The organism is Herbiconiux sp. VKM Ac-1786, assembly GCF_015350805.1.
Lineage (GTDB): Bacteria > Actinomycetota > Actinomycetes > Actinomycetales > Microbacteriaceae > Herbiconiux.
Window position 1 is genome coordinate 1947504 of record NZ_JADKSG010000001.1, and the last position, 18263, is coordinate 1965766.

At 73.4% G+C, this 18263-nt stretch carries 17 protein-coding genes and 2 tRNA genes; 13 read left to right on the forward strand and 6 right to left on the reverse strand.

Going from position 1 to position 18263, the window contains the following annotated elements:
* The first annotated feature begins 9 nt into the window (after positions 1–9).
* Together ITJ64_RS09545 and ITJ64_RS09550 are read left to right on the forward strand one after the other, a co-directional pair.
* Positions 10–900 carry an inositol monophosphatase family protein gene (locus tag ITJ64_RS09545; RefSeq protein WP_194680395.1) on the forward strand — a complete coding sequence of 297 codons (891 nt, stop codon included), beginning with the start codon at positions 10–12 and terminating at the stop codon, positions 898–900.
* A 212-nt stretch (positions 901–1112) separates the two neighbouring features.
* Positions 1113–3233 (forward strand): M23 family metallopeptidase, encoded by a 2121-nt coding sequence (locus ITJ64_RS09550; protein WP_194680396.1) that lies wholly within the window; start codon positions 1113–1115, stop codon positions 3231–3233.
* A gap of 81 nt (positions 3234–3314) precedes the next feature.
* On the opposite strand, the gene ITJ64_RS09555 is transcribed toward ITJ64_RS09550, so the two are convergent.
* Positions 3315–5087, reverse strand: a complete 1773-nt coding sequence (locus ITJ64_RS09555; protein WP_194680397.1) for a glycoside hydrolase family 13 protein — start codon at positions 5085–5087, stop codon at positions 3315–3317.
* A gap of 162 nt (positions 5088–5249) precedes the next feature.
* On the opposite strand from ITJ64_RS09555, the gene ITJ64_RS09560 reads away from it, so the two are divergent.
* Positions 5250–5321: transfer RNA gene (locus ITJ64_RS09560), tRNA-Thr, on the forward strand.
* Between the two features lie 33 nt (positions 5322–5354).
* Positions 5355–5428, forward strand: a tRNA-Met gene (locus tag ITJ64_RS09565).
* Positions 5429–5477: 49 nt separating this feature from the next.
* Here ITJ64_RS09565 and ITJ64_RS09570 read toward each other — a convergent pair.
* Positions 5478–5963, reverse strand: a complete 486-nt coding sequence (locus ITJ64_RS09570; protein WP_194680398.1) for an SRPBCC family protein — start codon at positions 5961–5963, stop codon at positions 5478–5480.
* Positions 5964–6106: 143 nt separating this feature from the next.
* Here ITJ64_RS09570 and ITJ64_RS09575 point away from each other — a divergent pair, with 143 nt between their 5' ends.
* Together ITJ64_RS09575 and ITJ64_RS09580 are read left to right on the forward strand one after the other, a co-directional pair.
* Positions 6107–6637 carry a VanZ family protein gene (locus ITJ64_RS09575; RefSeq protein WP_194680399.1) on the forward strand — a complete coding sequence of 177 codons (531 nt, stop codon included), beginning with the start codon at positions 6107–6109 and terminating at the stop codon, positions 6635–6637.
* 11 nt (positions 6638–6648) lie between these two features.
* On the forward strand, positions 6649–7470 hold the full coding sequence (locus ITJ64_RS09580; RefSeq protein ID WP_194680400.1) for an RNA methyltransferase: 822 nt from the start codon (positions 6649–6651) through the stop codon (positions 7468–7470).
* Positions 7471–7567: 97 nt separating this feature from the next.
* On the opposite strand, the gene ITJ64_RS09585 is transcribed toward ITJ64_RS09580, so the two are convergent.
* Positions 7568–8494: a Ppx/GppA family phosphatase gene (locus ITJ64_RS09585; RefSeq protein WP_194680401.1), complete on the reverse strand. Its 927-nt coding sequence runs from the start codon at positions 8492–8494 to the stop codon at positions 7568–7570.
* A 93-nt stretch (positions 8495–8587) separates the two neighbouring features.
* Here ITJ64_RS09585 and ITJ64_RS09590 point away from each other — a divergent pair, with 93 nt between their 5' ends.
* The 6 genes from ITJ64_RS09590 to ITJ64_RS09615 all read left to right on the forward strand — a co-directional run bounded on the left by ITJ64_RS09590 (position 8588) and on the right by ITJ64_RS09615 (position 12860).
* Complete coding sequence (locus ITJ64_RS09590; protein WP_194680402.1) at positions 8588–9034, forward strand: MaoC family dehydratase N-terminal domain-containing protein; 447 nt, start codon at positions 8588–8590, stop codon at positions 9032–9034.
* Positions 9031–9456, forward strand: a complete 426-nt coding sequence (locus ITJ64_RS09595; protein ID WP_194680403.1) for a MaoC family dehydratase — start codon at positions 9031–9033, stop codon at positions 9454–9456. Before ITJ64_RS09590 ends, ITJ64_RS09595 begins: the two co-directional genes overlap by 4 nt.
* Positions 9453–10595 (forward strand): UDP-N-acetylmuramate dehydrogenase, encoded by a 1143-nt coding sequence (locus tag ITJ64_RS09600; protein ID WP_194680404.1) that lies wholly within the window; start codon positions 9453–9455, stop codon positions 10593–10595. Before ITJ64_RS09595 ends, ITJ64_RS09600 begins: the two co-directional genes overlap by 4 nt.
* 42 nt (positions 10596–10637) lie before the next feature.
* Complete coding sequence (locus ITJ64_RS09605) at positions 10638–11033, forward strand: SRPBCC family protein (RefSeq protein WP_194680405.1); 396 nt, start codon at positions 10638–10640, stop codon at positions 11031–11033.
* Positions 11034–11107: 74 nt separating this feature from the next.
* The gene (locus tag ITJ64_RS09610; protein WP_194680406.1) at positions 11108–12073 is read left to right on the forward strand and encodes an ATP-binding cassette domain-containing protein; all 966 of its coding nucleotides are present in this window, start codon (positions 11108–11110) and stop codon (positions 12071–12073) included.
* 34 nt (positions 12074–12107) lie between these two features.
* Positions 12108–12860, forward strand: a complete 753-nt coding sequence (locus ITJ64_RS09615) for an ABC transporter permease (protein ID WP_228507773.1) — start codon at positions 12108–12110, stop codon at positions 12858–12860.
* A 21-nt stretch (positions 12861–12881) separates the two neighbouring features.
* Here the strand turns inward: ITJ64_RS09615 and ITJ64_RS09620 are convergent, their stop codons facing one another.
* Positions 12882–13781 carry an ABC transporter permease gene (locus ITJ64_RS09620; protein WP_194680407.1) on the reverse strand — a complete coding sequence of 300 codons (900 nt, stop codon included), beginning with the start codon at positions 13779–13781 and terminating at the stop codon, positions 12882–12884.
* Positions 13778–14734 (reverse strand): ABC transporter ATP-binding protein, encoded by a 957-nt coding sequence (locus ITJ64_RS09625; protein WP_194680408.1) that lies wholly within the window; start codon positions 14732–14734, stop codon positions 13778–13780. The genes ITJ64_RS09620 and ITJ64_RS09625 overlap by 4 nt, the downstream gene beginning before the upstream one ends.
* A 116-nt stretch (positions 14735–14850) precedes the next feature.
* On the opposite strand from ITJ64_RS09625, the gene ITJ64_RS09630 reads away from it, so the two are divergent.
* A complete protein-coding gene (locus ITJ64_RS09630) occupies positions 14851–15636 on the forward strand; it encodes an alpha/beta fold hydrolase (protein WP_194680409.1) in 786 nt (261 codons plus the stop codon).
* A gap of 341 nt (positions 15637–15977) precedes the next feature.
* On the opposite strand, the gene ITJ64_RS09635 is transcribed toward ITJ64_RS09630, so the two are convergent.
* Complete coding sequence (locus ITJ64_RS09635) at positions 15978–18191, reverse strand: hypothetical protein (RefSeq protein ID WP_194680410.1); 2214 nt, start codon at positions 18189–18191, stop codon at positions 15978–15980.
* Between the last annotated feature and the right edge of the window lie 72 nt (positions 18192–18263).

The window sequence follows — 18263 nt, forward strand, 5'->3', positions numbered from 1 at the left end:
AGCACCGCGATGACCGCCACTTCTCCCGCCTCCTTCGCCGCCGATCCGGCCGAACTGCTCGCGATCGCCCGCGACATCGCCCTCGAGGCCGGTGAGCTCGTGCGCCGCCGCCGCGCCGAGGGCGTCGAGGTCGCCGCCACCAAGTCGTCGATCGCCGACGTCGTGACGTTCGCCGACCGCGAGTCCGAAGACCTCATCCGCGCCCGGCTCGCCGCGGCCCGCCCCGACGACGGCTTCCTCGGCGAGGAGTCGGCCGGCGAGCCCACCCCCGGCACGTCGGGCGTCGTCTGGGTCGTCGACCCCATCGACGGCACCGTCAACTACCTCTACGACATCCCCGCCTACGCCGTCAGCATCGCCGCCGTGCAGGTCACCGACGGCGTCGCCGACCCCGCCCGCTGGACCGCGCTCGCCGGCGTCGTCGTCAACCCCGTCCTCGGCGAGGTCTTCACGGCGACCAACGGCGGTGGCGCGTTCCTCACCTGGCTCCAGGCTCCGGATGCTCAGCCCCGACGCCTCGCCGTGAACACCGACGTCGACCTGGCCCGCGCCCTGGTCGGCACCGGTTTCTCCTACAGCGCCGAGACCCGCGTGAAGCAGGGCCGGTTCATCACGGGCCTGGTCGAGAAGGTGCGCGACATCCGCCGCGCCGGATCCGCGGCGCTCGACCTCTGCTCGGTCGCCGCCGGCCGTCTCGACGCCTACGCCGAGCGGGGGCTGAACCCCTGGGACCACGCCGCCGCCGCCCTCATCGCCCGTGAGGCCGGTGCCCGCGTCGGCGGCTTCGGCGACGCCGCCGAGTCCGACGTGATGACGCTCGCGGGGCCGCCGGCGCTGCTCGACGAGCTCGAGCCGCTGCTGTTCGCCCTGCACCGCGACGCGGGCCTGCCGCTGGAGTAGCGGGGCTCGTCGCGCTGTGCGACGCGGGCTGCCCGTTCGGTTCGCGTTGACGCGGGCTGCCCGTTCGGTTCGCGCGCCATTCGCGGGGCGGCTGCCGGGGTCGGGCCGTGGCGGGGGCTGCTCAATGGAGTTTCACATGACTCCTCGTTAGCCTTGTCGGATCTTCTCGCCCCGACGAGACCTCCCCCGCCCCACCCGGAGACACCCGAACTTTGGCACGCACGACCCCCCGCCCGGATGACGACGCCTCCGTCGGAGACGCCCGCACCCGGCCCGAACCCGCCGCCGCCGATGCCTCCTCCGGGCGGACGTTCCCCTCCCGCCGATCGCTCCGCGTTCGCGTGCCGGTGTCCGACCCGACCGCGTCGTCCTCGTCGCCGTCGCCGTCGTCGTCCGACGGGCTCGCTGACTCGGCGTCCCCGGATGCCTCCACTCCGCCGCGGACCCGCCGGGAAGCGCGCCGCGCCACCTCCGAGGTGGTCACCGCGGCAGCCGATCGACCCGTGGTCGTCGACATCACCGTGGAGACAACCTCTCTCCCGATCGTGCCGCGCCCGGTCGCGACTCCGGCGGACGACGTCGTCCACCACGTGACCGAAGCCGCCGCCCCGGCGCCGACCCCGAGCCCGGTGTCGGAGACCTCCTCGAACCCGGCTGAGGCAGCTGCCCGTCGCGGGCGGCGGGCCTCGGCCGCTCCCGCCGACGAGGCGACGCGGTCGCCGCGAGCTCCGGGGGCAGGTCCGCGCCGGGCGCGCCGCGCGTCGGGGCCGGCCACCGGCGACGGTGCTCCCGCGACCGAGGCCACCGCGGTCGTCGGCGCCTCGACCACCGCTCCGGCCGCCGACGAGAATCGATCCTCCGCCGATGTCGATCTCGATGCCGTGGCCGAGGCGGATCCGGCCGCCCAGACGACCGGCAACGCCTCGCCTCCGCGCGCGGCGGGCCCCGGCCGCCGCGCCGGGTCGAGCTTCTCCGACAGCATCGAGCGCCCCGCGTCGGGCCGCCGCGCGCGGGTGACTGTGCCGACGACGGTGGAGCTCCCGGCCCCCGAGGCCAAGGCCGATGGCGGCGTCGGGGTCGACGTCGAGACGCACGAGGGCGGATCCGGCCCCGAGACCGCCGTCGTCCCGATCAGCGCTCCCGTGGTGCGGGCCGTGTCTCGCCGCACCCTCCGTGCCGCGACGACCGGCGGCCCCGAGGCGATCACCGGCGGCGCCCACGGTGCCACCCGCTCGACCGGTTCGACCGGCGGATCGCGCCGCGCCCTCACGGCGGAGCGGATCCCGGGCGAGGGTGGGTCAAGCATCCGCCCGCCGCGTGAGACGGGGAGCACCCCGAGCGGCACCGCCCCGACGGGCACCACCCCGAGCGGCACCACCCCGCGCGGCACGGCCCCGACCCGCCGGGACCAGGCCGGAGCCGTTCGGCGCCGGAACGAGCCCGGGAACACCGACCGGCTGCCGGACCAGGCCGCCCAGCGCCCCGCGCGCGGAGCCCACACCGCCGGTACCGCCGCTGACCGCGACGCCGCGAAGAACGGCGAAGCCGAGCCCGACCAGCGCAGCGCCGCCGGCGCGTCAGCCGACCGTCGCCGGCGCCGCCGACGTGGAGGCGGCGGCGACATCGCCAAGGGCACCTTCAGCGTGATCGCGATGCTGTTCGCCGCCGGGATCGCCGTCGCGACCACGCTGCCCGCCGAAGCCCTGCACGCCGCGAGCGGCGGTCCGGCCCAGCAGCTCTACGCCGACGTCGCCCCGCTCACCCCCGAGCTCGCCGCCCAGCAGCTGACCACGAGCGCCGACGCGGCCGGGGTGGGCGTCACCCGCGACGGATACGGCGTCCGCGACGTCGCCGCCCTCCGCGCCGCGGGCATGCGCATCGCCGACACCTTCACCAACAACCCGGGCCGCCCCGTGCAGTGGCCGTTCCCGGTCGGTGTGCCGATCAGCGACGGCTTCGGCCCCCGCGAGTCGCCCGGCGGCATCGGCAGCACCGACCACAAGGGCGTGGACTTCACGCCCGGCCAGGGCACGAGCATCCAGTCGGTGGCCGACGGCGTGGTGCGCACGGTCGTGCCGAGCGACGGCGGCGGCCTCGGCGTCTACGTCGTCATCGACCACGTGGTCGACGGGCAGCCGGTCTCGAGCACTTACGGCCACATGCTCCCCGGCTCGACGGCGGTGACCGAGGGCCAGCTCGTCAAGGTCGGCCAGCCGGTCGGCCGCGTCGGCAACACGGGCACCTCGACGGGCGCGCACCTCCACCTCGAGATCCGCCTCGACGGCGTCACCCCGGTCGACCCCTTCGCCTGGCTCACCCTCCACAACGCCTGACCTCGACGACCGCGGCGGCGACGGATGCCCGCCGGCACACCCCCCGAGCAGACCCACCCGCGCGAACCTCCCCGCCGGCAGCTACCCCAGCAACCACACCGCCGCATCCGGCGCCAACGCCGCCTCCCCGAGATCTTCGCTGGCGACGAGCACCTGCCCCGGCAGCTCCGCCGGCAGCTCGACCGGAGTCGTCCCCGTGTTCGCGATCACCACGACCCCGTTGTTCCGGAACGCGATCACGTCCGGCCCGTACCCCGGCAGCCACTCGAGCGTGCCGGTGCCGAGGGCGTACTGCGACCGCAGAGCGAGCAGCGCGGTGTAGAGCGACAGCGTCGACCCGGGCACGCCCTCCTGCGAGTCGCGGGCGTAGGCGTCCCAGTCGCCGGGCTGCGGCAGCCAGCTGGCGGTCGAGCCCGCGGGGCCGAAGCCGTAGGTGGTCGCGCCGGCCTGCCACGGGATCGGCACCCGGCAGCCGTCGCGCCCGAAGCGGGCGCCGTGGGTGCGGAACCAGGTCGGGTCCTGCCGGGCGTCGTCGGGCAGGTCGATGACCTCGGGCAGCCCGAGCTCCTCGCCCTGGTAGACGTAAGCGCTGCCGGGCAGGGCGAGCATCACCGCGGTCGCGGCGCGCGCACGGCGCAGGCCTGCGGCCCGGTCGGGCAGCCCGGGGGAGTTCGGGCCGAGCCCGTCGCCCTGCGGGTTCTCGGCGGTGAGGGCGAGTCGCGTGGCGTGCCGCACGACGTCGTGGTTCGACAGCACCCAGGTCGACGGCGCCCCGACGGTGGCGAAGGCCGAGATCGAGGTGTCGATGACGCCGCGCAGCTGCGAGGCCGACCAGCCCGCCTCGAGGTAGGTGAAGTTGAACGCCTGCTGCATCTCGTCGGGACGCACCCAGCGCGCCAGCTTCGTCAGCGGCTCCACCCAGGCCTCGGCGCAGAGCACGCGGTCGCCCTCGTACTCCTCGAGCACGGCGTGCCAGCTGCGGTAGATCTCGTGCACGCCGTCCTGCGCCCAGTACGGCGGGGTGGGCGGGTCGAGGGTCGCGTCGGCGAGGATCTCGGGCTCGAGCCCCACGACCCCGCCGCCCATGCTGCCGCCGCCCTCGGGCGGGGTGTAGTCGGGCAGCCCTGCCTCCTTGATCAGGCCGTGCGCCACGTCGACACGGAACCCGTCGACGCCCCGGTCGAGCCAGAACCGCAGGATGTCGAGGAACTGCTGCCGCACCCACGGGTTCTCCCAGTCGAGGTCGGGCTGGCTGCGGTCGAACAGGTGCAGGTACCACTGGCCGGGCGTGCCGTCGGGGTTCGTGACGCGCTCCCAGGCGGGCCCGCCGAACACCGACTCCCAGTTGTTGGGCGCCTCGTCGCCGTTCGGCCCCTTGCCGTCGCGGAACATGTACCGCGCGCGCTCGGGGCTCCCCTCCGGCGCGGCGAGGGCCTCCTTGAACCAGACGTGGTCCCACGAGGTGTGGTTGGGCACCAGGTCGACGATGACGCGGATGCCGAGGGCATGCGCTCGCTCGAGCATCCGGTCGAAGTCGTCGAGGGTGCCGAAGAGCGGGTCGACGTCGCAGTAGTCGGCCACGTCGTAGCCCGCGTCGTGCTGCGGGGAGGTCATGAACGGGGAGAGCCAGACGGCGTCGACCCCGAGCGTCGCGAGCGAGTCGAGGCGCGCGGTGATGCCCGGCAGGTCACCGACCCCGTCGCCGTCGGAGTCGGCGAACGAGCGCGGATAGATCTGGTAGATCACGGCGGAGCGCCACCATTCGCCCCCCGTTCGAACGAGGGCGGTCGTGGTCTCGGTCTCCGGCTCGTCGGCAGCGGTGGCGCCGGGCTCGGGCGAGGTCTCGATAGTCATGGGGAGAACTCTAACGGCGTCTGGAATCGTTTGCACACGACGGGCTCCGGATGCTCGTCGCGGCCCAGAAGGCCTCCACGACGCCCCGCGACGAAACCTGCCCCGCGGGGATGCTATTCTCTACTGGTGCCAAAAGCGCCCGGGTTCCGGGCTGCATTGCGCGCCCCCTTAGCTCATTGGTAGAGCACTTCCTTGGTAAGGAAGAGGTAGTGGGTCCGATTCCCACAGGGGGCTCCGCTTCCCGGAGGCTGGTCCTCCGGAAGCCGCGGCGGGGTAGCTCAGTTGGTTAGAGCACACGGCTCATAATCGTGGGGTCGCGGGTTCAAGTCCCGCTCCCGCTACGAAAACCCCCAAGATCTCGCCATCTTGGGGGTTTTTCCGTTCCCGCCCTCAGGGCCGGGCGCGCACGTCGGCCAGCACGGCCGGGTCGGTGCAGCCGCGCGCGAAGCCGCGGAGGCGGCGATCGATGTCGTGCTGCAGCAGCAGCGCGCCGATGCGCTCGGCGAGGGGCGCGAGCCAGCGCGGGCGGCAGGTGAAGCTGTAGCGCCAGATGGCCAGGGTGCTGTCGGGGTCGCCGTCCACGGGCGAGAAGCGCCAGCCGCCGGCGAGGCGCTCGAAGAACCACGAGCCCTTCGTCATGCGCATTCCCACGTTCGAGGGCGGGTTGTACGAGACGTACTCGCTGATCATCCGGAGCCCGAAGCGCTGCACGGTGAAGGTGCGCACGCCCTTGGCCGGCACGGTCGCGCCGTCGAGGAGCTGTTGGCGGCGGATGAAGGTGTCCCAGCGCATCCGCGTCTCACCCGTCGTCTGCGACACGGCGAACGCGACCTCGGGGCTGACGGGCACGACGCAGCGCGATTCGATGACGGGCATGAGCCCACCCTGGCACGCCCGGCCCGGCCCGGCGGGCGGCGCGGCGCGGCGCGGGGCAGGGGTGCGGGCGACGGGTGTGCGCGCCCGGCGTTCGGTCAGGGCGTGTTCAGGATGCTCGGCGCCGCCTCTGCGAAGGTGGAGCCATGTTCGGCCTCGCCCTCAACCTGCTCTTCGCCGCAATGCTCGCGACGCTGACGCTGGTGGCGCTGGTGCGGGCCCTCGTGCCGGCGCCGGTGCGGCCGCTGCCCGTGGTGCTGCTGACCCTGATCTGGGCGGCGGCGGTCGGATTCATGACCCTCCGGCCCGGAACGGGCCTCGGTGTGCGGCTGAACCTCCTGCCCCTGCAGTTCGACGGGCCGGGCAGCACGGTGGATGCGGTGCTGAACACCTTCGTCTTCCTGCCACTGGGGCTCCTGATGGTGCTCGCGGGGGCGCGGCTGCGCACGGTGCTCGTCGTGGCGCTGGCGAGCACGCTGACCATCGAGGTGACGCAGTACGTCACCGATCTCGGTCGAACGGCCGACGTCAACGACGTGATCACGAACACCGTGGGCGCACTCCTCGGCGCAGCCGTCCTGCTCGGACTCCGACGTCTGGGGCGGGCGCTGAACGCGCCGCCCCGGCCGGCCGCGACGGGGCTGACGCCCGCCGCGACCGGCCCCCTCCGCCCCTAGACTCTCCTTCCATGCCCGTCGTCCCCGTAGCCGACCTCACCGACCCCCGCCTCACCGACTACGCCCACACGACCGACGTCGCCCTGAAGAACTCCCGCCGCGACGAGCGCGGTCGCGAGCACGGCCTCTACCTCGCCGAGTCGCTGCTGGTGCTCGAGCGGGCGCTGGCCGCCGGGCACGTGCCGCGCTCGGTGCTCGCGCTCGGCACCAGCGCCGACGAGGCGGTCGCCGCGCTGGCCGCCGCCGGGCATCCGGAGACCCCCGTCTTCGTCGGCCCGGGCGAGCTGCTCGCCGAGCTCACGGGCTACCTGCTGCACCGCGGCCTGGTCGCCTCGATGGCGAGGCCCGCGCTGCCCGACCCGGCGACCCTGCTGACGGATGCGCGCCGCGTCGTCGTGATCGAGAACGTCGTCGACCCGACGAACGTCGGCGCCATCTTCCGCTCGGCGGGGTCGATCGGGGCCGATGCGGTGCTGGTGTCGCCGCGCTGCTCGGATCCGTTCTACCGGCGCGCGATCCGCGTGAGCATGGGCACCGTGCTGCAGGTGCCGTGGACGCGCGCGGGCGAGTGGGACGAGCTGGCGCCGCAGCTGCACGGGCTCGGGTTCCACGTCGCGGCGCTCGCGCTGACGCCCGACGCGGTGAGCCTCCGCGACTTCGAGCGGGCGGTGCCCGAGCGCGTCGCGCTGGTGCTCGGCGCGGAGGGCGAGGGTCTGACGCCCGAGGCGATCGCGGCGGCGGACACGGTGGTGCGCATCCCGATGCTGCACGGCATCGACTCGCTCAACGTCGCGGCGGCCAGCGCGGTCGCGCTCTGGGCGGTCGCCCGCTGACCCCGCCCCGCACCCGCCCCGCTCCCCGATCGAGTTGCCACTTTCCGCCCCAAAACGGCGCTTTTAGGGCGGATTTCGGCAACTCGATCGCGGAGGCTCAGCCCAGGCCGTCGAGGTAGCGCAGCAGGATGCCCTCGCGGAGCGCCCAGGGCGAGACCTCGAGCTCCTCGACGTCGTAGAGCTTCATCACCGAGTGCAGCACGATGGCGCCGGCGACGATCTGGAAGGTGCGGTCGGGCGTGATCCCGGGCAGCGCCTGCCGCGCCTCCGCGGGCAGCTGGCCGAGGCGCGGGATCCAGTCCTTCAGCTCCGAGCGCCGCAGCGTGACGATGTCGCCGGTGGCGCCCGGGCGCGTGGAGCCCGCGAGGCGTGCGAGAGAGCGGATCGTCTTCGACGAGCCGACGACGTGGTCGAACGGGGGCTGTCCGGCGAACAGGGGCAGGGCATCCGCTCGCATGACCTGACGCGAGTGCGCCCGCAGCTCGAGCATCTGGGCAGGCGTCGGCGGGTCGCTCGGGAAGAACTGCACGGTCGTGCGCCCGGCCCCGAGCGGCAGCGACACCGCGACCTCGGGGTACTCGTCGCTGCCGGCCGCGATCTCGAGCGAGCCGCCGCCGATGTCGAAGAGCAGGATGTTGCCGGACGACCAGCCGTACCAGCGCCGGATCGCGAGGAACGTCAGCCGCCCCTCGTCCTCCCCGCTGAGCACGCGCAGCGCGACCCCGGTGGACGCCTCGATGCGCGCCAGCACCTCCTCGCCGTTCCGCGCCTCGCGGAGGGCCGAGGTGGCCATCGGCAGCAGCTCCTCGATGCCCTCGCGGCGGGCGACCGCCATGGCCGAGGCGATGGCGGCGACGATCGCCTCGACGCCCTCGGCGCTGATCGCCCCGTCGGGCTCGAGGTAGCGCATGAGTCGCAGCACCGACTTGTGCGAGGCCTGCGGCACGGGGCGGGCACCCGGATGCGCGTCCACGACGATCAGGTGGACGGTGTTCGATCCCACATCCAGCACTCCGAGTCGCACACCCCGACCCTAGCGGAGCAGCGGGGGCCGCCCGGCCGGCGCCCGGCACGAGCATCCGGATGCCCGCCCCCGCCCCGCCCGTAGACTGGACGCGTGCCAGTCAACCCAGCCCTGACCGACCGCGCGTTCCCCGCGACCGGGTCGTACCTGGTGGGCCGCGAGAAGGTGCGCGAGTTCGCCCGCGCCGTCTTCTCGACGAACCCCCTCAACTTCAGCGTCGAGGCCGCGCAGGCCGCCGGCTACGCCGACGTCGTCGCGCCGCCGACCTTCGCGATCGTGGTGCAGGAGCTCACGCTCTCCCAGCTGCTCGCCGAGGAGGACGCCGGCATCGAGCTCACCCACGTGGTGCACGGCGAGCAGCGCTTCGACCACAGCCGGCCGATCGTCGCCGGCGACGAGCTGACCGCGCAGCTGCGCGTCACGAGCATCAAGACCCTGGGCGGCAACGCGATGGTGGTGGCCGAGACGAGCATCACGGATGCGGCGGGGGAGCACGTGGCCACCGCGGTCTCCACGCTCGTGGTGAGGGGAGACGCATGAGCGCCGAGATCGTGCACCGCTACGAGAAGGGCGACGAGGTCGCTCGCGCCACCTACCCGATCACGCGCGAGTCGCTCGTGCGCTACGCGGGGGCGTCGGGGGACTTCAACGCCATCCACTACCGCGACGACGTCGCCGCGAGCGTCGGCCTGCCCGGCGTGCTCGCGCACGGCATGCTCACCATGGGCCTCGCGGTGCAGCCCGTCGTCGACTGGGTCGGCGACCCGGCCCGCATCGGCGCCTACCAGGTGCGGTTCACCCGCCCCGTGGTGGTCGACCCGGCCTCGGGCGCGACGATCGAGGTCGTCGCGAAGATCGGCGCCCTCGACGAGGAGGCCGGCACCGCCCGCATCGACCTGACCGTCACGGTCGACGGGCAGACGGTGCTCGGCAAGGCGCAGGTGAGCGTCACCCTGCCATGAGCCTGGCCCGCTTCACCACCCTGCAGGTCGGCGGCCCCGCCGCCTCGCTCGAGACCGCGACCACCGAGCCCGAGCTGCTGGCGCTCGCCGAGGGGCTCGACCCCGACGAGGAGTGGCTGGTGCTCGGGGGCGGCTCCAACGTCCTGGTCTCGGACGAGGGGTTCGACGGCACGGTCGTGCGGGTGGCCACCCGCGGGATCGTGCAGCTTCCGGCGCCTGCGGGGTCGGTGCGGCTCAGGGTGCAGGCCGGGCATCCGTGGGACGAGCTCGTCGCGCACACCGTCGCCGAGGGATTCAGCGGCATCGAGGCGCTCTCGGGCATCCCCGGGTCGACCGGGGCGGCACCCATCCAGAACATCGGCGCCTACGGCCAGGAGGTCGGCGCGTCGATCGAGTCGCTCGACTTCTACGACGTCGAGGCGGGGCGGGTGAGGCGGATGCCCGTGGCCGAGCTGGGGCTCGGCTACCGCACCTCGGTGTTCAAGCGGGGGCTGCGGGGGGTGGTGCTGTCGGTGACGTTCGTGCTGGCTGCTTCGTCTTCGTCTGCTTCTTCCTCGGGGCTCAGTGCGCCCGTGGCGTACGGGCAGCTGGCGACGGCGCTCGGGGTGGCGGTGGGCGAGCGGATGCCGCTGCAGCAGGTGCGCGACACGGTGCTGCGGCTGCGGGCCTCGAAGGGCATGGTCCTCGACCCGGCCGACCCCGATTCGGTCAGTGCCGGCTCGTTCTTCACCAACCCGATCGTCACCGAGCGGGCCGCCCGGGCGCTGCCGTCGTCGGCACCGCGCTGGCAGGTCGAGCCGGATGCGCCCGACCTCGTGATTCCGCTCGACCCCGCTGCGCTCGCGCAGGAGGGCGCCGACGCCGGCACCGGCGTGTACTCGCGGGGTCCGGCCCCGGCGGAGTACCACGTGAAGCTCAGCGCGGCGTGGCTGATCGAGCAGGCGGGCGTGCGGCGCGGGTTCTCGCTGCCCGGGTCGACCGCCGCGATCTCGTCGAAGCACACGCTCGCGATCGTGAACCGGGCGGGGACGTCGGGGCGGGCATCCGATGTGGCCGAGCTGGCGCGGTTCGTGCAGGGGCGGGTGCTCGCGGAGTTCGGCGTGCAGCTGCACCCGGAGCCGGTGTACGTGGGGTTCTGAGGCTGTCATCCCGATGTCGGGGGTGCCCTCTAGGGTCTGAGCATGACCTGGCCAGCCACGCACCTCTCCGTCTCGATCGACCGCACGCCCGCCGACGTGGCGGCCTTCGCCGGCGACCCCGCCAACCTGCCGCTCTGGGCGGCGGGGCTCGGCTCGGGGCTGCGCTCCGAGGGGGAGCGCTGGTTCGCCGATCTCGACGGCGGCACCATCGAGATCCGGTTCACCGGGCCGGTCGAGGCGGGGGTGCTCGACCACGACGTCGTGCCCGAGACGGGTGAGACGGTGCACAACCCGCTGCGGGTGCTGGCGAACGACCGGGGGAGCGAGGTCGTCTTCACGCTCTTCCGCCGGCCGGGGCTGAGCGACGCCGATCTCGCGGCCGATTCCGACGCGATCGCGGCCGATCTCGTCACCCTCAAACGCCTCCTCGAGGGGTGATCGCCCGTGGGTCTTGTGCTCGCCGCTGAACTCGGGCAATGTGTACGCCGTTCACATAGATGCAGGGAGAGCCGATGATCCACGCGCGAGGTCTCGCGCGCACCTTCGCGGGGCGCGGAAGAGGGGCCGAGAAGGTCGAGGTGAAAGCCGTCGCGGGCGTCGACATCGACGTCGACGAGGGCGAGATCGTCGGCTTCCTGGGGCCGAACGGCGCCGGCAAGACCACGACGCTCCGGATGCTGACCACGCTGCTGACGCCCACGGCGGGTACCGCGACCGTCGCTGGGTACGACGTCGTGACCGAGTCGCAGAAGGTCAGGCGCAGCATCGGCTACGTCTCGCAGAGCGGCTCCACCTCGCCCGAGGCGCGCGCCGGCGAGGAGATCGTCGACCACGGCATGCTCTACGGCATCAGCAAGGCGCAGGCCACCGCGCGCGGCAAGGAGCTGTTCGAGCAGCTCGACCTCGAGGGGCTGTGGACGCGGGAGCCCAAGGCCATGTCGGGCGGCCAGCGCCGGCGCCTCGACATCGCGATGGGGCTGGTGCACGACCCGACGCTGGTGTTCCTCGACGAGCCGACCACCGGCCTCGATCCGCAGGCGCGCGCCAACCTCTGGACGCACATCAGCGACCTCCGCACCCGCCGCGGCGCCACGATCTTCCTCACCACGCACTACCTCGACGAGGCCGACGCGCTGTGCGACCGCATCCTCGTCATCGACCACGGAACGATCGTGGCGAGCGACACCCCAGATGCGCTGAAGCGCCAGGTCTCGGGTGACCTGGTCGAGCTGGTGCTGTCCGACGCGTCGCGCGCCTCTGAGGCGGCCTCGGTGCTGTCGCGCGTCGCCGACGACGATCTCGCGGTCTCCGGCGCCACGGTGAGCGCGCGGGTGCGGGGCGCCGGCCACGAGGTGGCCGGGCTCATCCGCTCGCTCGACGCGGCGGGCATCGCGCTGGAGTCGCTCGAGGTGCGGCGGCCGACGCTCGACGACGTGTTCCTCACGCTGACCGGTCGGTCGCTGCGGGAGGACGCGTGATGTCCTTTATTCCCACCCTCCGAGAGGCGTTCTGATGTTCTGGCGCGAGACCTTCATCGTGTTTCGGCGACAGCTGCGGCTGGCGCTGCGCAACCCGGCCTGGGTGATCATCGGGCTGATCCAGCCCATCCTGTATCTGGTGCTCTTCGGCCCGCTGCTCGAGCCGATCGCCGGTCAGCTCGGGGCGCAGAACGCGTACACGCTGTTCGTGCCCGGCCTGCTGGTGCAGCTCGGCTTGTTCGGCGCGCTGTTCGCCGGGTTCGGCCTGATCGCCGAGTGGCGGGCCGGGGTGATCGAGGCCGAGCGCGTGACGCCGGCGAGCCGCACCGCGCTGCTGCTCGGGCGCATCCTGCGCGACGTGCTGCAGCTCGTGGTGCAGGGGGCCGTGCTGATCGGGCTGGCCTTCTTCTTCGGGCTGACCGGGTCGATCCCGGGCATGTTCCTCGGCCTGCTGCTCACGGTGCTGCTCGGTGCCGCGTGCGCCGCCGCCTCGAACGCCCTGGCTCTTACCACGAAGAGCGAGGACGTGATGGCGCCGCTGATCAACAGCGTGGCGCTGCCGGTGCTGCTGCTGTCGGGCATCCTGCTGCCGATGACCATCGGGCCGCAGTGGCTGCAGGTCGTCAGCGACTTCATCCCGACGAAGTACATCGTGAACGCCATCCGCGAGCTGTTCACGGGGGAGTTCCTGACGATCACGGTGTTCTGGGGCGTGCTGTGGACCCTCGTGCTGTTCGCGGCCGGACTGTGGGTGGGCACGCGGACGTTCCGGAAGGAGAACGCGTAGCCCCTGCTCGGCGCGGCGTGCTCAGCTGTCCTTGCGGATCCAGCGGAACGTGAGACGGCAGACCACGAGCCCCACGACGAGCCAGATGCCGAGCACGATCGCCACGCCGGCGAGGTCCCAGCTGCCGCCGGTCTCGGCCGAGGCGAACGACTCGGGCAGCAACGCGGCGCGCATCCCCTGCGCGATCCACTTCAGCGGGAAGACGCTGGCGATGTTCTGCAGCCACTCGGGCAGCAGGCTGAACGACAGGTACACGCCCGAGATGAACTGCAGGATCAGCAGCGGCGGGATGATCACCGCCGCCGCGCTCTTCCCGCTGCGCGGCAGCCGCGAGATCGCGATGCCGAGCACGGCCGCGGTGACGATCCCGAGCAGGTAGACCCAGAGGAACGTCAGCCACTTCTCGGGCTCGCTCGGCAGCTCGACCCCGAAGGCGAGCTTCGCCAGCAGCATCAGGATGATCACCTGCGCCGCCGAAGTCACCAGCACCTGGCCCATCTTGCCGATGAAGTAGGACATGACGGGCAGCGGCGTCCCGGCGAGGCGCTTGAGCGTGCCGTCGCCGCGCTCCATGGCGATGTCGACGCCGAGGTTCTGCATGCCGCTGAGCAGGATGCCCGCCGCGATCATCCCGGGCAGGTAGTACGACGCCTGACTGATGCCGCCGCTCCCGTCGGGGTTCGTGCCGACGTTCCCCATGCCCTGGAACGCCACGGAGAAGATCCCGAGCAGCACCACCGGGAACAGGAACGTGAAGAACACGGTGTCGCCGGCGCGGAAGTACACCCGCGTCTCGTACACGACCCGCGCGGCCCCGAGCCGCAGCGTGCGGCCGAGCCCGAACCGGGCCGGGCGGCTGGCGGTGCCCGTGGCGGTGCTGGTGTCGGCGCCGCTGGCGGTTCCGGTGGGGGTGGCGGTCATGACCGGGCTCCGTTCGTGGTGGCGGACGACTCGGCGGGAACGCGGGTGCCGGTGACCGACTCGGCTGGGGGCCGGGTGCCGGCGGTCGGGTCGGTCGAGGCGGCGGTTGCGCCGGCGGCCTCGACCAGGCCGAGGTAGATGTCCTCGAGGGAGGGACGGATGACCTCGAGCTCCGCGACCTCGCCGTCGCGCGCCACGAGGTCGGCGACGAAGCGGCCGGGCTCGGTGGTGCGCTGCCGGCGCAGCACGCCGGAGTCGCGCCACTGCACGATGGGCACGCGCGCATCCGCTGTGCCGAGCTCGCCGACGGGGCCGATGTCGATCAGCCGGCCGCCCGCGATGACCGCGGCGCGGTCGCTCAGCTGCGCGGCCTCGTCGAGGTAGTGGGTGGTGAGCACGATCGTGGTGCCCTCGCGCGACAGCGAGCGGATCAGCTCCCAGAACTGCCGCCGCGCCTCGGGGTCGAAGCCCGTCGTCGGTTCGTCGAGGAAGAGCAGCTCGGGCCGCCCGATCACCCCGAGCGCCACATCGACGCGGCGCCGCTGCCCGCCCGAGAGCGACTTGATGCGGGTCTTCGCCTTGTCCTCGAGGCCGACGGCGGCGAGCACCTCGTCGACTGGCCGCGGGTTCGGGTAGAGCGCGGCGAAGTGCGTCAGCTGCTCGCGCACGGTGACGTTGCCGCTCTCGCCGGTCTGCTGCAGCACGATGCCGATGCGGGCCTTCCACTCGAGGCTCGCGTGCCGCGGGTCGGCGCCGAGCACCTCGACCTCCCCGCCGCTGCGCTCCCGATAGCCCTCGAGGATCTCCACCGTCGTGCTCTTGCCCGCCCCGTTCGGCCCGAGCAGGGCGAAGGTCTCGCCGCGCTCGATCTCGAAGCTGACGCCGTCGACGGCGGTGAAGTGTCCGTAGCTCTTGCGCAGCTCGGCGACGCGCACGGCGGAGGAGGAGGTCATGGCTCCATCGTGGGGGCCGTGGGCGTCGGGCGCCAGCGGCCGCGCCCGTCGCACAGCAACTCTTCCACTCCGAAGGTCGCTGATGTATTCTCAACTATGGAGATCGGGGGGCCGCGATGAGCATGCTCGAGCGGGTGCGGCGCACGCAGGAGCCGCCGCTGCTGAACGTGGCGGTCGACGTCGGCGAGGGCCCGGTCGTGGTGCTGCTGCACGGCATCGCGTCGTCGTCGGCGAGCTGGCGCCAGCTCGTGCCGCTGCTGTCGCCGCTCTACCGCGTGATCGCGATCGACGTGCTCGGCTTCGGCGGCTCGCAGGCGCCGGCGGGCAGCACCTTCACGCTCGACGAGCACGTCGAGGCGCTGCACCGCACCCTCCGCTCGCTGCGGCTCCGCCGCCGCTACACGCTCATCGGCCACAGCCTCGGCGCGCTGATCAGCAGCCGCTACGCCGCCGTGCACCGCCGCGAAGTGTCGCACCTCGTGCTGGTGGCGCCGCCCATCTACGGCCACCGCCGCTACATCGACGCCCTCGGCCACCGGATGCGCGTCGGCGGCTACCTCTGGTTCTACCGCTTCGTCCGAGACAACCGCCTCACGATCGTGGGCAACGCCGGCCGCCTCTCGCGCTGGATGCCGGGCGTCGCCACCGCCGTCGACGACCGCGCGTGGGAGGCCTTCTCGAAGACCATGCAGAACTGCATCGAGGCGCAGACCACCACGACCGACATCGCGCAGGTGCCGGTGCCGATCGACGTCGTCTGGGGCACCCGCGACCAGGTCATCGTGCCGGCGGCCCTCGAGGCGCTCGGCACCATGCACCACGTCACCCTGCACGAGGTCCCCCGCAGCGACCACTTCCTCCGCCCACCCCTGGCCCGCGAGGTAGCCCGCCTCCTCCGCTGACCCCGCCGCCGTCCGCGCCGACGGCTTCCGCGGAACAGGAGTCGGCGCGGGGCCATCGTGCGCCCGCCGGGCAGTGGGCGGTCACCGGACAGTGGGCGCTCGCCGGGCGGTGGGCGCTGGGTCGGCAGTGGGCGCGCGCCGGGCAGTGGGCGTTTGCCGGGCCAGTGGGCGCCCGCCGGGCAGTTGCGCTGTGTGGCACGCCATGATGCAGCCACCTTCCTGTGCCGCGGTGGCGGTGTGATCAGTCGGCGGATGGTCTGGCGAGGGTGGTCGTCGGTGTGGGGGTCGGCGCGAGAGGGTCTGTGGTGGGCGCGAGGCTGTCGGGGGTGGGCGCCACAGGGTCACCGGCGGGCGATAGGCGGTCGGGGAGTGGGCGAGACAGGGTCACCGGCGGGCGATAGGCGGCCGGGGGCGGGCGCGACGGGGTCGCCGGCGGGCGAAAGGTGGTCGGGGCTGGAGGCGAAGCGGCGGGGCGCGGGGACGAGGCGGAAGTAGAGCCAGACGGCGGCCGTGAGGGCCGAGACTGCCGCGAGGCAGGCCAGCCACCAGGCGAGGTCGGTCGCCACCGGCGACCAGGCGTCGGCGAGGGGCACGAGTACGAGGCCGAAGGTGGCGAGGGCCACCGCGTAGAGGGCGGCCCACGCGGGGCGCGAGACCTGGAACAGGGTGTGGCCCTCGAGGAAGCGCAGGGGGAGGAGGGCCACGACGGGCCCGCTCAGGGTGCAGACCGTGATCGCGGTGAGGGTGTCGAGCAGCAGGGTGTCGCCCGCGCCGCTGCCCGGGGAGGTGCGGAGGGCGCTCGCCGCCGTCCAGCTGCCGAGGCCGAGGAGCAGGGCGGCGAGGGTGCCCACCACGACGGTGCGGGCTCCGGATGCGCGTTCCAGCGCGATCCCGAACACCAGACCGATCGAGGCGCCGAACACGAAACCCGGCTCGAGCCCCGCGACCCTCGACAGCAGCACGGTCGCGGCGGTCAGCAGCAACGTGGACGGCCGCACCAGCAGCCGCGCCCGCCGACGCAGTCGCGCCCACGCATACCCGCTGGTCGCCCCCAGCGGCACCGCGTTCGTCACCACGAGCGCCACGGCGAACGGGACGACCAGCGCGACAAGCTCGGGCCAGGCCGACGCCGAGGAGGTCGGCGCGACGAACACCGACGCCAGGGTGCCAACAGCGATCGTCGCGGCCGCCCAGACCCACGACGAGGCCGGGCTCGGCCGACGCCGGTCGCGCACCGCCGAGAACCAGGTGAAGGGCCAGGCACGGGTGATCCGCGTCCAGTTGGCGCTGACGGTCGACTCCAGGATGCCGCCCGGCACCATCACGAGCAGCAGCATCCCCACGACGAGGAGTCCGAGCCGCACGACGCCGGGTGCGCCGAGCGCCAAGGCCTCGCCGACTGTGCGGAGGCTCCCGCTGAACTCCGACACGGACCCCTCGCCCGGCCCGTCAGCCGACGCGGCGGCGCCGAGGACCGCATCGCCGACGTTTTCGGCGGCCTCGGACGGCGCGTCGGCAGGGGCGACGGGCTGAGCGCGCGGCGGCTCGGGCCCGAGTGGAAGAGGTGCGAGCGGGAGAGGTTCGACGAGCGATCCGTCGGTCGGCGGCGGCTCCTCGGCGAGCACCGGCGCGAAGGCATCGCCTGGCACGTCGTTGACGGTGATCGGAGCTGCCGGCTCCCACGGTGAAGCAGGTGCAGGTGCAGGTGCAGGCGCCGGATCTGCGGGCGCTGGAGTGACCGACGGGTCCTCCGCACCGGGTGATCCGCCGCCCCCGCCACCACCCGACCCCGGCCCACCCGAGCCGGGATCACCCGACCCCGGGTCGCCCGAACCCGGGACCCCCGACCCGTCCCCCGATCCGGTCCCCGGCCCCACGACCCCCGGAGCCTCGTACGCGTACTCCGCCCCGTCCCCCGCCACGACGACCCCCGGCGCCCACGGGTACGCCTGCGACACCGCCACCGAGTACGGCCCCGCGCCCGGAGGCGGTGCGGGCACGGTGCACGACCAGGTGCCCGTCGGGGTGACGAGGGCCGAGCATCCGTCACCCGCCCCGTCGATGTCGAGAAGCGACACCGTCACCGACGCGCCGGGCGCCCCCGTGCCCGCGACCGGCTGCGTCAGGTCGTCGACCGTGACCGTCGACGCGAGCGTGCCCGGCGGATCGGTGGCGAGCACGGGCGGGCCGAGCACCGAGAAGTCGAGGAGCACGACCTCGCCCCCGCTCGAGACGCTGACGGGCCCGACCAGGTCGGGAGCCGAGGCGACGGGGCACGACCAGCTGCCGTCGGCGAGAGCGACCGTCGCGCACAGGACCGCCGCGGACGCGCCGGCCGAGACGGTCACGGCCGCGTCATGGGTCGCGGTGCCCGACAGCGCCGCCGGCCCACCGACCAGAGCGCGCGAGGTGTCGGCCACGAGCACACTGCCGGCCGGGGGCGCCGAGACGACCGTGAGATCGAGCGGAGCCGCCAGCGCGAGCGTGGCGTTCGAGGTGCCGAGGAGCGCGAGCACGCCGAACAAGACAACGCTGAGGATCGCTCGGGACTTCATGAGCGAAACTCTACATCCGACCCCCGACGCCGGGCTAGACCACCGGTACGAAAGGCACGAAAGGCAGGATCA